The 13,221-nt window shown below is 28.6% G+C and carries 23 protein-coding genes and 1 pseudogene; 11 read left to right on the top strand and 13 right to left on the bottom strand.

Annotated elements, in window-relative coordinates; translation table 11 throughout:
* Nucleotides 1-991 precede the first annotated feature (991 nt).
* From EU92_RS0109235 to EU92_RS0109225, 6 genes and pseudogenes are all read right to left on the bottom strand, one after another.
* The gene (locus EU92_RS0109235; RefSeq protein ID WP_032513436.1) at nt 992-1,246 is read right to left on the bottom strand and encodes a chlorophyll a/b-binding protein; all 255 of its coding nucleotides are present in this window, start codon (nt 1,244-1,246) and stop codon (nt 992-994) included.
* A gap of 530 nt (nt 1,247-1,776) precedes the next feature.
* A complete protein-coding gene (locus tag EU92_RS10030; protein ID WP_193741728.1) occupies nt 1,777-1,938 on the bottom strand; it encodes a hypothetical protein in 162 nt (53 codons plus the stop codon).
* A 98-nt stretch (nt 1,939-2,036) separates the two neighbouring features.
* Nucleotides 2,037-2,250 (bottom strand): annotated as a pseudogene (locus tag EU92_RS0109230) (TIGR02450 family Trp-rich protein).
* Between the two features lie 207 nt (nt 2,251-2,457).
* A complete protein-coding gene (locus EU92_RS01980) occupies nt 2,458-2,667 on the bottom strand; it encodes a hypothetical protein (protein ID WP_032513437.1) in 210 nt (69 codons plus the stop codon).
* A gap of 2 nt (nt 2,668-2,669) precedes the next feature.
* Complete coding sequence (locus tag EU92_RS01985) at nt 2,670-2,849, bottom strand: hypothetical protein (RefSeq protein ID WP_032513438.1); 180 nt, start codon at nt 2,847-2,849, stop codon at nt 2,670-2,672.
* Nucleotides 2,850-2,906: 57 nt separating this feature from the next.
* Entirely contained in the window at nt 2,907-3,110 is a 204-nt protein-coding gene (locus tag EU92_RS0109225; RefSeq protein ID WP_032513439.1) for a hypothetical protein, read from the bottom strand.
* A gap of 174 nt (nt 3,111-3,284) precedes the next feature.
* Here EU92_RS0109225 and EU92_RS01990 point away from each other — a divergent pair, with 174 nt between their 5' ends.
* Entirely contained in the window at nt 3,285-3,950 is a 666-nt protein-coding gene (locus EU92_RS01990) for an SDR family oxidoreductase (RefSeq protein ID WP_032513440.1), read from the top strand.
* Between the two features lie 112 nt (nt 3,951-4,062).
* On the opposite strand, the gene EU92_RS10320 is transcribed toward EU92_RS01990, so the two are convergent.
* The 5 genes from EU92_RS10320 to EU92_RS02005 form a co-directional block, all read right to left on the bottom strand.
* Entirely contained in the window at nt 4,063-4,197 is a 135-nt protein-coding gene (locus tag EU92_RS10320) for a hypothetical protein (RefSeq protein ID WP_275040535.1), read from the bottom strand.
* A 298-nt stretch (nt 4,198-4,495) separates the two neighbouring features.
* Complete coding sequence (locus EU92_RS01995) at nt 4,496-4,750, bottom strand: hypothetical protein (protein WP_032513441.1); 255 nt, start codon at nt 4,748-4,750, stop codon at nt 4,496-4,498.
* Nucleotides 4,750-4,977 (bottom strand): hypothetical protein, encoded by a 228-nt coding sequence (locus EU92_RS02000; RefSeq protein ID WP_032513442.1) that lies wholly within the window; start codon nt 4,975-4,977, stop codon nt 4,750-4,752. The genes EU92_RS01995 and EU92_RS02000 overlap by 1 nt, the downstream gene beginning before the upstream one ends.
* A 99-nt stretch (nt 4,978-5,076) precedes the next feature.
* Nucleotides 5,077-5,220 carry a hypothetical protein gene (locus tag EU92_RS10025; RefSeq protein WP_193741729.1) on the bottom strand — a complete coding sequence of 48 codons (144 nt, stop codon included), beginning with the start codon at nt 5,218-5,220 and terminating at the stop codon, nt 5,077-5,079.
* A gap of 18 nt (nt 5,221-5,238) precedes the next feature.
* Nucleotides 5,239-5,490, bottom strand: coding sequence for a molecular chaperone DnaJ (locus tag EU92_RS02005; protein ID WP_032513443.1), 252 nt, complete (start codon nt 5,488-5,490; stop codon nt 5,239-5,241).
* 937 nt (nt 5,491-6,427) lie between these two features.
* On the opposite strand from EU92_RS02005, the gene EU92_RS0109220 reads away from it, so the two are divergent.
* On the top strand, nt 6,428-6,664 hold the full coding sequence (locus EU92_RS0109220) for a hypothetical protein (RefSeq protein ID WP_032513446.1): 237 nt from the start codon (nt 6,428-6,430) through the stop codon (nt 6,662-6,664).
* Nucleotides 6,665-6,681: 17 nt separating this feature from the next.
* Nucleotides 6,682-6,807, top strand: a complete 126-nt coding sequence (locus EU92_RS10315) for a hypothetical protein (RefSeq protein ID WP_275040534.1) — start codon at nt 6,682-6,684, stop codon at nt 6,805-6,807.
* Nucleotides 6,808-6,942: 135 nt separating this feature from the next.
* On the opposite strand, the gene EU92_RS10150 is transcribed toward EU92_RS10315, so the two are convergent.
* The gene (locus tag EU92_RS10150; RefSeq protein WP_032513447.1) at nt 6,943-7,134 is read right to left on the bottom strand and encodes a hypothetical protein; all 192 of its coding nucleotides are present in this window, start codon (nt 7,132-7,134) and stop codon (nt 6,943-6,945) included.
* A gap of 98 nt (nt 7,135-7,232) precedes the next feature.
* Nucleotides 7,233-7,544, bottom strand: coding sequence for a DUF3303 domain-containing protein (locus EU92_RS02015; RefSeq protein WP_011818215.1), 312 nt, complete (start codon nt 7,542-7,544; stop codon nt 7,233-7,235).
* Nucleotides 7,545-7,827: 283 nt separating this feature from the next.
* Here EU92_RS02015 and EU92_RS02020 point away from each other — a divergent pair, with 283 nt between their 5' ends.
* The 8 genes from EU92_RS02020 (at nt 7,828) to pstB (ending at nt 13,135) form a co-directional block, all read left to right on the top strand.
* Nucleotides 7,828-8,211 carry a hypothetical protein gene (locus EU92_RS02020; RefSeq protein WP_032513449.1) on the top strand — a complete coding sequence of 128 codons (384 nt, stop codon included), beginning with the start codon at nt 7,828-7,830 and terminating at the stop codon, nt 8,209-8,211.
* A gap of 96 nt (nt 8,212-8,307) precedes the next feature.
* Nucleotides 8,308-8,445: a hypothetical protein gene (locus EU92_RS10020; protein ID WP_193741730.1), complete on the top strand. Its 138-nt coding sequence runs from the start codon at nt 8,308-8,310 to the stop codon at nt 8,443-8,445.
* Nucleotides 8,446-8,566: 121 nt separating this feature from the next.
* On the top strand, nt 8,567-8,920 hold the full coding sequence (locus tag EU92_RS02025) for a DUF1499 domain-containing protein (protein ID WP_032513450.1): 354 nt from the start codon (nt 8,567-8,569) through the stop codon (nt 8,918-8,920).
* Nucleotides 8,921-8,997: 77 nt separating this feature from the next.
* Nucleotides 8,998-9,129: a hypothetical protein gene (locus tag EU92_RS10310; protein WP_275040533.1), complete on the top strand. Its 132-nt coding sequence runs from the start codon at nt 8,998-9,000 to the stop codon at nt 9,127-9,129.
* A 181-nt stretch (nt 9,130-9,310) separates the two neighbouring features.
* A complete protein-coding gene (locus tag EU92_RS02030; protein WP_032513498.1) occupies nt 9,311-10,366 on the top strand; it encodes a potassium channel family protein in 1,056 nt (351 codons plus the stop codon).
* Between the two features lie 111 nt (nt 10,367-10,477).
* Nucleotides 10,478-11,425 (top strand): phosphate ABC transporter permease subunit PstC, encoded by a 948-nt coding sequence (gene pstC, locus EU92_RS02035; protein ID WP_032513453.1) that lies wholly within the window; start codon nt 10,478-10,480, stop codon nt 11,423-11,425.
* 6 nt (nt 11,426-11,431) lie between these two features.
* Nucleotides 11,432-12,325 (top strand): phosphate ABC transporter permease PstA, encoded by an 894-nt coding sequence (gene pstA, locus EU92_RS02040; protein ID WP_032513455.1) that lies wholly within the window; start codon nt 11,432-11,434, stop codon nt 12,323-12,325.
* The gene (gene pstB, locus EU92_RS02045) at nt 12,326-13,135 is read left to right on the top strand and encodes a phosphate ABC transporter ATP-binding protein PstB (RefSeq protein WP_032523456.1); all 810 of its coding nucleotides are present in this window, start codon (nt 12,326-12,328) and stop codon (nt 13,133-13,135) included.
* Nucleotides 13,136-13,221: the final 86 nt, after the last annotated feature.

Here is a 13,221-nt window from a genome sequence, read left to right as displayed (position 1 = left end):
TTCTCCTGAAGCATCTTAGTTTTCTCTAATTAAACTTTTCTAGGTAGAGATATTTAATTATGTAAACAAAGCATTATTTTATACAACTTAAAAAAATCTTTTAAAGTAATTTTTGAATATGATTCAATTTTATTTTTCCATATTTTTAATAGTCGTGCTTACATTTTTTGCACTTTTATTAGATGCACCAGAATTGGCTTCTTTAATTCAAACATTTTAGAAAATAATAAATCAGCATTTTTACGGATTTACTTTCTTTGTATGTAACGCGTAAGTTTAAGTTGTTGAATCGGAGGGATCTAATGATTGAAAGTCCACCAGAGGAGTTAAATTATAAAATTTAAATCTAAATAAAACTAATGCTAAGTTAGGAATGTTTCTTTTGTACGAGATTCATTCCTTTTTAATTTTTTAAAAACTCTGAAAGTATTAATATTACATTTTAAAGCATAAGATATATTCTTAATTTTACTAATGTAAAGACAAAGCTCCTATAGATAGCGGCTAACATTAACTTAATACAAAACCAATTTTTTGTTCTTTCTCTTCTACCAATTCGTTCATAATTATTTTAAATAGATTTTTAATTTCTAAATTCTAAGCAATATTATCTTTTTGAAGATCTATACAGATATTTTTTATTTCTTCATACGCATTATCAATTAAGATTGTTTCTGATCTTGATTAGCCATAAAAGTTTAAAAAGCTCCGTTACAGTTAAAGCCGCTGCAGTTAATAAATCTGAGAATATTCATTATGAAATTATGAAATATCTCATCATAGAAAAATGCCCAAGTCGTAAATATAGCAAAACAAGAGATAGCAAAAGCAGTATATTGGAGCCAATGTATTCCAAAACTGTCTAATCCATTTTTATCAAAATTAGAATTACTCAATTGCCTTTTTTCTTATAATAAAAATTATTTTCTAAAAAGGAGAGTTTTTAGGAAGCGAGATTTAATTTTTCTAAGATCTTAAATATAATTATCGCTTAAATAAACCCAGGAATTATAGAACCAAAAAAGCCATAGTTTAATATTAAAGCTGAAAAACCAATCATAGCTAATCTACCATTTGTAATTTCAGCATTTTTCCAATATTTCCTCAGATAGTTTTTAATTTTTTTGGAATTTTGATCTATCAAATAATTGGTTTCTAAAGGCTCCTGCAACCTTTTGATAGTGAAAAGAGAAAATTGGATTGTAATTGCAATTATTACAATTATAAAACTAGTGAGAGCATCCATAATTATATTGAATCTGCGATAAATTAATTAGCCAAAGTGTAAATGACATTTTTACATAATAAAAATTTCCTTATCTCTGCTTTATTGAAAAAGAAAATTAAACTAGAATTATTAATGAATGTAACATGATTTAAAAGAAAAAGTATATATTTTTACTTTATTTTTGGATTTCAACTTTTAGATTAACTTAAATGTTACGTTATTGTGACAGGTCATTTCTGTGTGGCGGATTTTGGCGATTAATTTATTTGTTTAAAAAATAAACTAAATTAGGGGGTATTGAGACTTTTTTATAAGAATATATCTTTAATTAGTATTGACTTACCAATAATAGTTTAATGACTGGCAAAAACTATTTTTGTTCGATTTTAGGAAGATAAAATTTATTTCCTAATGTATAGCCTATTGAAATAAGTACTAACCCAATAAGTTGAGGTAAATGTGAATTTGCAAGCGAGATTTTTTCAATCATTGCTTAATCTATAAAATAATATATTAATAAAATTTTTTTAAATTTGTAAAATATTTTTTTATTCTTTAATTTCACCAGATTTTTTCAGTGAATTAACAAGTCTCTCATTTTCTGTTTTTAAATTTTCTAATGCAGATTTTGTGAATTGCTCTTTAGCCTCAAATTTTGCTGAACTTATAACTTTTTTATTAGGAAGTTTTTTCTTCGAATCTGGCTTCATATTAAATAGCTTTTTAAAAATATTAGAAGATATTTTTTTTGTATTAGGTATGATATTTTACATTTTTCTGGTTAATAATATTTGTTTACATAGACAAATTAATTTTTATCTTGTGGGAGCCTCAACCATCCCGTATTCCATTCGGTTTTTAGTTTTGCCCCTGAAATCCTTTTAATATCTTTTTTTATTTTTGGTAGGAAAAATATCAACCCATCTATCTTCATTTTTACCACCATAAGTTTTAACTTGAAAATGCCTATTACCATTAATTGTCTTTGGTGCAGTCCAGCAAAGAGTGGGAGGCCATTTCATGAAAAATCTTAAAAAGTTAAAAGAACTAAAGGGTACTTTTTCCAGTCAAAACTAAACCATAATATGCATTCCTACCAATAATAAGGCAGATGACTAGCTCACTAATAATCATGTTTAAGTATTTTTAATTTTAGGTTATATTCAATAATTTTTATTTAAAAAAAATTCTTTAAATTTTTACATATTTGACTCTAATTCTTAAAAAAATTAATTGTTCTTTTTTTTATTTCTAACTAAGGAGTGGCAAGAGTTTGGACGCCATTCATTCTGAATATTCCCAATGAAGTCATAAATAAAAGAATCGGGACATCCAGTTTCTTTTTGAAGTTCTGAAAGTTCTTCTTTGATGTGTTCATATACACTAGTTATTATACCTAAATTTTCTTCTTGGGAGGGAGACCATTTCTTTTTCTCCATTGTTATGGGTTTTTATTATTTTCCACAATATCGTAATAAGTTATATCTCCATAGTCAGCATCTGAACAACATAAATCACTATATAATTCCTCTAACAAATCGTAGGCATCGAAATATTTATTAAAATTTTGAGAGGTTAATTTATCATGCTCTCCGTCAATTCTAATGATTTTGTAGACCATATTTAATTCAAATATAAAAGTATTTTGATTTATTAGAACACTTTAAAACAAAAATTTTTATTTAGGAGTATTTGGATAAAGTTTTTGAATTTTATTTTTCTGAATTTCTATTTTTCTTTGCTCATATTTTTGTTTCATAATTTTCCTGATAAATAATTGTGGGATAAGCCAAACTAAGGCAATAGCTATAGCCATGAAAGCAGGATTTCTCCAGGTTAACCTAATAATCTCTTGTATAAATTCTTGATTAAAAACTTCCATAAATTAAATGTTGGATGATAAAAATATCGTTGCTTACCTTTATAAACTCTTATAAATATTAATTTAATTATAACCATACAAAAATTTTATTATGATTTGTATAACTTTTTTTCTTTTTCGAGGTTGTTTTTTTATATTTGAATTTAAATAAATTTTTTATTCCTTATCTCAAAGATGTCCACTTTTCTAATTACAGGATCAAATAGGGGTATTGGATTAGAATTATGTAAGCAAATTCATAAGAGGGGAGATAATGTAATTGCAACGTGTAGGAAAGCGTCAAAAGAACTTAGAAATTTAGGAGTGAGAATTGAAGAGAATATAGAAATTTCTTCTAATGAGTCAATAACAAATTTGCGTAGAAAACTATCTGGAGTTCATTTGGATTGCTTAATTCACAATGCAGGAATTTATGAATTTAATTCTTTAGAAAACTTAGATAAAGAAAGTATTTTGCAACAATTTGAAGTGAATGCATTAAGTCCAATTCTTATCACTCAATCTCTTAAGCATCTTTTAAATAGTTCTTCTAAAGTTGCTTTTATTACAAGTAGAATGGGATCAATTGAGGATAATACATCTGGAAGTTCTTATGGTTACAGGATGTCTAAAGTTGCTTTATCAATGGCAGCAAAATCAATTTCTATAGATTTATTAAAAGAAGATATTTATGTAGCTATTTTGCATCCTGGGTTAGTGAGTACAAGAATGACTGGCTTTACTCGAAATGGAATTAGTCCTGAAGAATCAGCAAATGGACTTCTAAAACGCATTGATTCTCTAAATAAAAAAAACTCAGGTACATTTTGGCATGCTAACGGAGAAGTTTTGCCTTGGTAATTTCTTTACTTTTATATTGATTATTAATATCAGAGATTAAGAAAGTTAAGTTGTTAAAAAACTTTTAAATTTTTAACGAATTTCTTTTCTTATTTAATTCTTTTAGTTATGTTTAAAGAAATATTAGTAAAGGAGGTGATTCATTGTCGTATCTACCGAAAAATGCGGTTAATAAAGAGACCGTGAATTCAGTATCTTCACCACATTCATTGGTCTCTTTTTCTCTAATTAAGAAAAAGGGTTTCATTATTAATAGATTTATATAAAACATTCACTTAATCATCAAAAACTCTGCATCTCAAGTAGCTGCAGGGTTTTTTTTATGAATTAAATACTCTTTAAAAGTATGAGCTATCTTTTTTGGCCAAAATATACTAAGGCTAAAAAAGATAAAGTACTTACCAAAGCGATTAAATACCATCCAGTTGAGGAGTTGCTAGTTACTTCTGTCATTAAGGTCGATTTTTATCAGAAGAATTGATTATTTGAGAGAAAATCACAATTGATAGCAATAAAAAAACTAGAAGTATGTAAGTTATTTCCATTTATAAAAAAATGCTAATTATTAAAAAAATAATTCCCAGAATTACTGTAATAATTGCTCCATCAACTAATAAGTCTTTCCATGTATAACTTTTAAGCATCCTTGTTTTATCTTCTTCACTCATAAGTTTTTTCAACCAGTTCCAATCTAAAAGCTGTGTCAATGCAACGGCAAAAATAAAGTGACCTAGCAAAATTCCTATCAGATCAATTCTAGTAATATTTTTAGTGAAACTTGTAATAATGAATAAATCCACTAACTTTTGTCTTTATTGGATAAGGCTCCACCTTCTTCTTTGTATTTCTCCCAAGCTTCACTTATTTTTGCTTTGGAAAAATTTTGCTTCCCCTCAGTAAATTTGATTTTAAGGTTATTAAAACTATTTGATAACTCTTTTTTTGTGGGTTCGTCGAGAAAGTTTGATGTTAATTTCCATAAATACCAGCTACTAGCTATAAGAAGAATCAATCCCAGTAATTGCATTTTGTTTTTTTACTATGCTACAACTTTTTAAATGGTTTCGAAAAATTTATTTATTTAATATCAAAAAAATTTTTGAAAAAATTTAGATTAAAAATTTAATCAGTGAAAAAAGATTCTATCTATCAACCAAATAGTTAAGCCCCCTTCCAGGAAAGCAAGCCAATACATCCCATAATCTGAAAACCCCATTTGTTCTTTAACTGTTTTGATTAATTTTTTGTGAGTTTGAATGAGATCTTTCATTAATAAATCAAATTTGTTTTAAAACTGTTGAATTTCTTTAATTAAAAAGCCTCTTCCATAACAAGAGAGACAAGTCTTAGTTTCATCCAATGAAATTCTTAGAAATCCTGCTCCATTACACTTAGAGCAATTTACTCTAACATTAGAATAAAGTTTAGATTTGATTTTAGCAGCACGATTTAAGAGAAAAACGGTTTCTTTACGTCCGTTAGCTTTGGCTGCTTTGTTTAAAAGCTTTTTGTATTTGAATTTGAGTTCTTTAGTATTCATCCTTAAAAAAAATTTTAGATGATAGGCAATGAATATATATAGATAAAACCTATATATTTATCATTTATATTTCTGATCAGATCTCTTACTGGGATAAAAATAATATAACTATTATTTAAATTTTACGTTTAAAGGCGGGGCTTTTATTTTGGATATTTAATGAAAAGTTTATATTTGATTAAATAAATACTTATTTAATGTATTTATTTATGACAAGTACTAACACGTCCTAAAATAAAAGTTATTAGTTTTTTTATATATTTTTTACGGGTCTAAAAATTATCGTGCCTTATTAAAGTTTTTAACTAAAGATTGATTTCCATTTGTAAGAACACCAATCTTTGATATTTTTTATTCTTTTTTGATTTCAGAAGTAAAATTCCTTCTAGTCTCAATTGGAATAATACAACATAAGATAAGTCTAAATAAAAAAGATTCATATCCTAGTTATCTGAAAAACAAATTGTGGATGTTATTTTTTTTAAGAGATAATATTTTATTTTGCACATAGAAAATTGAATTTAATCAACATATTGTGGAAAACCCTGTTGAAAAACACTGAAAAAGTGGATAACTCTCGGGGAGCATTATCAAAACAAGCTTTTCTAAATTAATTTTTAAGTATTTATACTTCATCAAAAAAAAAATAAATGTAGTTTAAAAAGTACCATAATCTATTGTTATAACAATGGAATCATTACTTTTTAAATTAGCAATAAACCCTTTCTCTTAAACTAATGTTGAAAATAATTTTAAAATTTGAATTTTGTATGTTGTATCAAATTAACAATTAAAGTTAAGAAAAATAAAAGGAAACTTGAATTTAAAAAATTTTGTCTCAATTGTTCAAATTTGGACTTGTTTAAGTTTTCTCTATGTATTTATTTCTCAATCCTTAAATTAATCATATAAATTTAAAGAACTTTAAATTCTTAAAATGACAGAAGAAAAAAAGGATTCAAAAAAATGTTCTGGCAAGAGAAACATTATGTTTGCCTATGGCTTTATTCAACTTGGTTCTAGTTTAGTATCTGCAATAGCTTTGGCTGCGATTGCTTTTGGATTCTGTTCAGTTAAAAAAGAGTCTAAACTTTTTAATAATTGTGTTGTTGAAATTATTGAAGATGGTAGGAGTAATTCTGAGGCAGTAAGGTATTGCAATGGGGGTAATTAAAAGCCTCTCACTGATAAATGGATTCAACATGCAGTTTGATTAATGACTCTTTAAAAAAAGAGCCAATTGGAGAAACCTATCACTTTATTTGGTTTATGACAGATATTGGTATTGTTGGCTTATTTAAAAGAGCAAAACTATGAAAGTTATAGTTCAAATGTTGAAATTGAGGCAAATAAACTAGGTTTAGATATTACTAAAGAAGAAAAAGAGTTCCTCAAAATAAAAGAGAAACAGCTTTTCTTGTTTTATTCATAATTAAATATCTATTTATTAATTTAATAAGAAGGTTCAAGGTTAAAGTTTGACTCTAAAGTGTTATTGTCACTAATTAATTCGTAAGTAATCTCTTTGCTTAGGGCATTTATATAAGAAGTATAAAGTTTTCCCCAAACAAATTCGAATTCATCTTTACTTAAATTTTTGAAAAGAATTTCTCCTTTGAAGTAAATGTGATAGGAATCATTCATTATGGAAAATTAATCTTATCCTTTTTACCGAATGGAAATATGTATGTAGTATTAGTGGTTACTAAAAAGAAATTTCTATTTAGGTCTTATAAATACTTTCAGACAATTCGTGTATTCATTTTTTGTTTTTTGAATAACCCGACTGTCTCATCAAGATCCATACATGGCTGAATACTTATATCCATTAACCTTCTCCAAGGATGCCATTGCTTCCAAATTGTCTCAAGAGAATCTGCACTAACTACAGAATGTCCTATCCCATTTTGTACCATAAAAATCCATGAATGAACCTCATAGTTTTCTGGTCTATTTTGAGGACCGCCTGATTCGTACCAATTAATTAGCATTTCCGCACCTTCTTCTTGATCCTCTCCATCAGTAAATTCGTAGGAAATCAAATATCTTTGCATATAGATAAATATTTAAATCTCTAAACTATATTAACTCCGTAATTAAATATTGCCTTCCAAATTAATGAATGCTAAGAAGTTTATAGAGGTAATTATTTAAAATGGGCCAAAGATTAGGAAAAATAAAAAAGAATGTCTTAAGCAATCTATCTTTTATAAATAAGACATTTTTAAAGTATTTTCAAAACCATGATCTATTCGTATAGCTTCTATTGATAGATAAAATTTGATACTTTTTAAAACACTTTAAATTCGTTACTATATTTATAATGTAGAGATACTAATGAAAAATAAAAAGGATAAAAGCGATCCAATTTATAATTTAGAGTATGAAAAGGTTCTTGAAGAAGAAATAATTAATTCATACGAAAGTAAAATTCAGAAAGATACTGAAGAAGATAGTAAAAAGATTAAATTTTATAGGCTAAAAAGAACTCCATTAGAGATAGTAAATAGGTCATTTTTCTTTTTCTTTATTGGAAGTTTTCTTTTTTCTTTGTTTTTAGCTTATTCAGAAAGTAAGTTGTGGTTCATACTTTATCTAATAAGTGCATTGTCATGTGTTTTCTATACTCCTAATAGAAAAGCACTTAAGGAATTAATAGCAGCTTGGCCTAATATAGAGGATCTCATCAAAGGTAGGAGTTTATGGAGAAAAGGCAAGTAAATAGATTATGAAACCGTTAAGTTCATTTAAAAAGTGGTTATTAAATATTCTTGTGCCATCCATAGAGGGCACCAATAAGAAAAAAGAGGATAAAAAATGAGTTTAATAAAGGTTGGAATTATTGTTGAAATTTTTTTGTTTGTAGGAGTTTTCTTATGGGTTAAGAAACTAAATAGTAAACAAAGTAGGCAAACATCTCTATCAAAAAAAACAATAAAAAATCTCAAATTTTAGAATTTTGATTTCAAAATAAGGAATCTTTATAAAGAGAATACTTTTATAGGAAAATTTATTACTTTTTTCCTCTCACTTTGTGTATGAAATCGGTTAGAAGATCTATATAATTTTTAAAAATATGGTTTCCTCTATTCAAGCTCTTGCACCAATAACTAATCCATTAAATAGTGTCTTGATAGAAAAGAAATTAATAAATGTTGATCAAAAGTTTATTCAACTTGTTTCCATCGCAGAAGGGTTACCTAGGACAGAAGTTATTGAAAGTGGGAGGAATTATTGGAGAGGTGTTTGTAGAAGCTTGATTTTTAGATTTCCAGATGATCTCGAAATTTTGAAGCTTGATGTAAGAAGTTATTTAGATAGATCAAAAGGAATCATTCAAATAAGATCTGCAGCAAGATTAGGTCAATCTGATTTGGGTGTTAATCTTAGAAGAGTGGAATACTTGTTTAATCAATTAGTGAAATTTTAATTAATCTCATTTTTATAAATTTAAGGTTCTTTTTACTAAATAGTTGTGCTTTAATTCATAAGGATATTTGAAATACCATGATAAAGATAATCTTAGTTGGAATTATTGTTGCACTTGTATATTCTCAGCCTGAACTTCGTCTTACAGTTGCTGATTGGTTAAGGACAGCTTCTGATTTTCTAATTGAATCAGTACAAGTAAAACCTTAATTAATTTTTAATCAATAATTAAATAAGACCTGACACAGTAATCATTTGTTTAATGCAAAGAATTACAAATATAAATATTATTATCCTGCTTATTATGTATTTCACTTATAAAAATAGATAGTTTTAGAAACATAATAGAAAATATTTTGAAATTTTTGAATATTTAAAGATAATAATGGTTATGAAGCCTAGATTATTTGAGTTTTATTTTATTAAAGATTATTTAAGGCCTTGGTTTGGTCTTGTTTCTTCTTTATTCTTTCTGTTCTTGTTAGGTGCAATTGGTTATCGAATTACAGAGGGATGGGAATGGAGTGATTGCTTATGGATGGTTCTAATCACAATAACCACAATTGGTTTTGGAGAAGTTCAACCTTTAAGTCCAGAAGGCAGGATAGTTACTCTTTTAGTAATTGTTGGCGGATTGATCTTTATTCAATTTACCTTTCAAAAAGCTGTTAGATTATTCGAGTCAGGCTATTTTCAAAGAGTAAACGAATTACGTTTTAAAAGAATTCTTAGAAAAATGGAAAATCATGTAATTTTGTGCGGATATGGGAGGGTAGGGCAGGAAATATCTAACCAAATAAAAGCGCAAAACATTCCTATTATTGTTGTTGAAAGTGATGAAGATAGAAAAAAGATTGCCGAAGAAAATGGTTTAGAAGTGCTTTGTGCTGATGCAACTCTTGATGAGACCTTAAAACTGGCAGGATTAGAAAAATGTAAAAGTTTAGTTGTTACCTTACCTAATGATGCTTCAAATTTATATGTGGTTTTAAGTGCTAAAGGTATAAGAAGTTCTATTAGAGTAATTTCAAGAGCTGGAACTGAAGAAGCTGCAAGTAAGTTGAGATTAGCTGGTGCAAGTATAGTTGTAAGTCCTTATATAGCTGCAGGTAGAGCTATGGCCTCAATGGCTTTAAGACCAATAGCAATTGACTTTCTTGATCTTCTCGCTGGAAGTGAATGTGAAATTGAAGAATTTGAATTAAGTAATGATATTAGTCTTTTTGAAACTGCCGAGAAAAGATCACTTTTTGAGCTTGGAATAGGCAAAAAGAGTGGTGCAAAAATATTAGCCATTAAGGAAAACGAGAAGTTGGTAACCAATCCTGGAGGCAATTTCATACTTCAACCAGGTCAGGTATTAATAGCATTTGGTAGCAAAGAACAGCTAAATATTTTGATCGGTTTGTTGGGAAATCTTGTTGTAGCAGTAGAGCTCTTAAAGTAGATATGATTTTCCATACATGTCACAAATTATCATGACTTTCAGATACCTTTAACCCCTATTAACGTCATTTACAGCATTTAGTAGTAGATTTATAGAGATATTCTTTTTTAAATGGAAGAGAAATTAACTCTTTTCAAGAATCGTAAAAGATTCGGTATCGAAAAACATATAGATATTATCTTCAAGAATACTGCCCTAGTCTTGTCTAGTTTCGTAGCAATAATACTTTTAGGAATTATTTTAGTAGTCTTTTTTCAGTCATTTGAATCTTTTTCAAGGTATGGCTTGAAGTTTCTAGTAACCTCTGAATGGAATCCAGTAAAAGATGAATACGGAGCTTTTACTGCTATATATGGGACATTGGTAACATCATTTCTTTCGTTATTAATAACTATTCCTCTGGGAGTTGGAACTGCAATATTTATTACCGAAGACTTTGTGCCTAAAGTTGTTAGAGAAACAATAGGTTCATTTGTTGAATTATTAGCAGCTATTCCATCTGTTGTATTAGGACTTTGGGCAATATTTGTTATGGAACCTTTTTTTAGAGCGTTTTTTGTTTTTTTACATAATTTCTATGGTTGGATGCCTTTATTTAGTACAGAACCTACAGGTAGGAATTCCTTGTTAGCAATATTAATTTTAGTTGTAATGCTTTTGCCTATAGTGACCTCCATTGCAAGGGATTCACTTAATCAGGTTCCTAAAAAGTTAAGAAATGCAGCTTATGGAATTGGAGCAAGTAGATGGAAAACAATATTTTCAGTGATTTTGCCGGCAGCATTATCAGGAATTATGGCAGGTGTTCTATTGGCTTTAGGAAGAGCAATGGGCGAAACAATGGCGGTCACAATGATTATTGGTAATTCCAATACATTTAGTTGGTCTCTATTATCCCCTGGATATACCATCTCATCCATGCTTGCAAACCAGTTTGGTGAAGCTGATGGAAGTCAGGTTTCATCACTCTTTTATTCGGCTTTTGTATTGATGATCCTGTCGTTAGTGGTAAATATCTTTGCTCAATGGCTAGTTAAGAAATTTAGTCTCAAATATTAGATAATTATGAATTCACTTTATTATCAGAAAAGATTATCAAGAAATATAGGAGATAAATTCTTTACTTCTTTATCCGCAATTTGTGCATTGATTGCAATACTTCCTTTGATTTCTCTGGTGACTTATATTCTTATCAAAGGTGGAGCTCAAATTACACCAGAACTATTTACTTTAGAACCAAATCCGCCTGGAGATGATTTAGATGCAGGAGGTATAAATCCTGCATTGATCGGGACATTAATAATTACTACTATTGCTTCAGCTATTGCCATACCAGTAGGCGTTGGCGGTGGCATATATCTAGCTGAATATTCTAAAGGTGGTGCTTTTTCAAGATTTATCAGATTTGGTGTAAATGTTTTAGCGGGAGTTCCCTCAATAATTGCAGGTGTATTTATTTATGCCTTAATTGTTTCTACAAAGATCTTGTTTGGAAGTATGTACAGTGGCTTGGCGGGAGGAATGGCTCTTTCAATATTAATGTTGCCCACTGTGATAAAAACAACCGATGAAGGTTTAAAGTTGGTTCCGAATGAATTGAGATATGCTTCTCTTGGCGTTGGAGCAAGTATGTATACAACTATTTTGAAAGTGACTCTGCCCTCTGCTTTTAGATCTATTGCTACTGGTGTTGTACTTGGAATTGCAAGAGCGGCAGGCGAAACAGCACCTTTGATATTTACTGCTTTATTTTCTTACTACTACATAACTGGTTTTGGAGATTTGTTTTACGAGATGGGTTCTTTGGCCGTATTAATATACAATTTTGCTCTAGAACCCTACGATGCTCAGAATAAATTAGCTTGGGCAGCTTCCTTTATTCTTGTTTTGTCGATACTATCAGTAAATATATTTTCAAGAATATTGGCCGCTTTCACTGAGAAAACTAAGAGAGTATAAATGATTAAAACTAAGAAAAAGATAACAAAGAATGTCATTTTATCTCTTGATAATGTATCTATTAGCTATGGAACTTTTGAGGCTGTAAAAAATGTCTTTTGTAACTTTAAAAAAGGCAATATAACATCTCTTATTGGCCCTTCTGGTTGTGGTAAATCAACTGTTCTTAGATCTTTAAATAGGATGAACGATCTAATTCCTAATTGTTCATTAAAAGGAACTGTCCTTTTTGATGGAACTAATATTTATGATAAAAGAGTAGATCCAGTTGAAGTAAGAAGAAGAATTGGAATGGTTTTTCAACAACCTAATCCTTTTCCTAAATCTATCTACGAAAATATTGCATTTGGAGCAAGAATTAATGGTTTTACGGGAGATATGGATGAATTAGTTGAAAGTTCACTTAGAAAAGCTGCTTTATGGGAAGAATGTAAGGATAAATTAAATGACAGTGGTTACTCTTTATCTGGTGGACAACAGCAAAGATTATGTATTGCCAGAACCATTGCGATTGAACCTGAAATAATTCTCATGGATGAGCCATGCTCTGCATTAGATCCAATCTCTACGTTAAAAATTGAGGAGACGATGCACGAACTTAAGAAGAATTACACCATAATAATCGTGACACACAATATGCAGCAGGCATTAAGAGTTAGTGATATGACTGCATTTTTCAATGCTATCGCATATGAAGATGGTGATGGTGGAAAAGTTGGTTATCTTGCAGAATTTAATTCAACAAAGAAAATTTTTAATTCTCCAAAAGAAAAAACTACTCAGGAATACATATCAGGTAAATTTGGTTAATGTTTAATTTTTACTTTTAAAAGAAAAATTTTTACTTCTAAAACACTTTAGGGGTAGACAAACAGTATAAATACCTATATAGTTAT

The organism is Prochlorococcus marinus str. MIT 9107 (genome assembly GCF_000759855.1).
Classification (GTDB): Bacteria; Cyanobacteriota; Cyanobacteriia; order PCC-6307; family Cyanobiaceae; genus Prochlorococcus_A; species Prochlorococcus_A marinus_N.
This window is presented reverse-complemented; position numbering and strand designations above follow the sequence as displayed.

What these genes read in the sequence shown, in the direction of transcription:
- pstA (WP_032513455.1), top strand. Translation starts at nt 11,432, where the DNA reads ATGAATTCACTTTATTATCAGAAAAGATTATCAAGAAATATAGGAGAT.
- EU92_RS10020 (WP_193741730.1), top strand. Translation starts at nt 8,308, where the DNA reads ATGAGTTTAATAAAGGTTGGAATTATTGTTGAAATTTTTTTGTTTGTA.
- EU92_RS10150 (WP_032513447.1), bottom strand. Translation starts at nt 7,134, where the DNA reads ATGAATGATTCCTATCACATTTACTTCAAAGGAGAAATTCTTTTCAAA.
- EU92_RS10030 (WP_193741728.1), bottom strand. Translation starts at nt 1,938, where the DNA reads ATGAAGCCAGATTCGAAGAAAAAACTTCCTAATAAAAAAGTTATAAGT.
- EU92_RS01985 (WP_032513438.1), bottom strand. Translation starts at nt 2,849, where the DNA reads ATGGTCTACAAAATCATTAGAATTGACGGAGAGCATGATAAATTAACC.
- EU92_RS02000 (WP_032513442.1), bottom strand. Translation starts at nt 4,977, where the DNA reads ATGCAATTACTGGGATTGATTCTTCTTATAGCTAGTAGCTGGTATTTA.
- EU92_RS02025 (WP_032513450.1), top strand. Translation starts at nt 8,567, where the DNA reads ATGGTTTCCTCTATTCAAGCTCTTGCACCAATAACTAATCCATTAAAT.
- EU92_RS02005 (WP_032513443.1), bottom strand. Translation starts at nt 5,490, where the DNA reads ATGAATACTAAAGAACTCAAATTCAAATACAAAAAGCTTTTAAACAAA.
- pstC (WP_032513453.1), top strand. Translation starts at nt 10,478, where the DNA reads ATGGAAGAGAAATTAACTCTTTTCAAGAATCGTAAAAGATTCGGTATC.
- EU92_RS01980 (WP_032513437.1), bottom strand. Translation starts at nt 2,667, where the DNA reads ATGGAGAAAAAGAAATGGTCTCCCTCCCAAGAAGAAAATTTAGGTATA.
- EU92_RS0109225 (WP_032513439.1), bottom strand. Translation starts at nt 3,110, where the DNA reads ATGGAAGTTTTTAATCAAGAATTTATACAAGAGATTATTAGGTTAACC.
- EU92_RS10320 (WP_275040535.1), bottom strand. Translation starts at nt 4,197, where the DNA reads ATGAAACCCTTTTTCTTAATTAGAGAAAAAGAGACCAATGAATGTGGT.
- pstB (WP_032523456.1), top strand. Translation starts at nt 12,326, where the DNA reads ATGATTAAAACTAAGAAAAAGATAACAAAGAATGTCATTTTATCTCTT.
- EU92_RS0109235 (WP_032513436.1), bottom strand. Translation starts at nt 1,246, where the DNA reads ATGGATGCTCTCACTAGTTTTATAATTGTAATAATTGCAATTACAATC.
- EU92_RS10315 (WP_275040534.1), top strand. Translation starts at nt 6,682, where the DNA reads ATGGATTCAACATGCAGTTTGATTAATGACTCTTTAAAAAAAGAGCCA.
- EU92_RS0109220 (WP_032513446.1), top strand. Translation starts at nt 6,428, where the DNA reads ATGACAGAAGAAAAAAAGGATTCAAAAAAATGTTCTGGCAAGAGAAAC.
- EU92_RS01990 (WP_032513440.1), top strand. Translation starts at nt 3,285, where the DNA reads ATGTCCACTTTTCTAATTACAGGATCAAATAGGGGTATTGGATTAGAA.
- EU92_RS10025 (WP_193741729.1), bottom strand. Translation starts at nt 5,220, where the DNA reads ATGAAAGATCTCATTCAAACTCACAAAAAATTAATCAAAACAGTTAAA.
- EU92_RS02015 (WP_011818215.1), bottom strand. Translation starts at nt 7,544, where the DNA reads ATGCAAAGATATTTGATTTCCTACGAATTTACTGATGGAGAGGATCAA.
- EU92_RS02020 (WP_032513449.1), top strand. Translation starts at nt 7,828, where the DNA reads ATGAAAAATAAAAAGGATAAAAGCGATCCAATTTATAATTTAGAGTAT.
- EU92_RS10310 (WP_275040533.1), top strand. Translation starts at nt 8,998, where the DNA reads ATGATAAAGATAATCTTAGTTGGAATTATTGTTGCACTTGTATATTCT.
- EU92_RS02030 (WP_032513498.1), top strand. Translation starts at nt 9,311, where the DNA reads ATGAAGCCTAGATTATTTGAGTTTTATTTTATTAAAGATTATTTAAGG.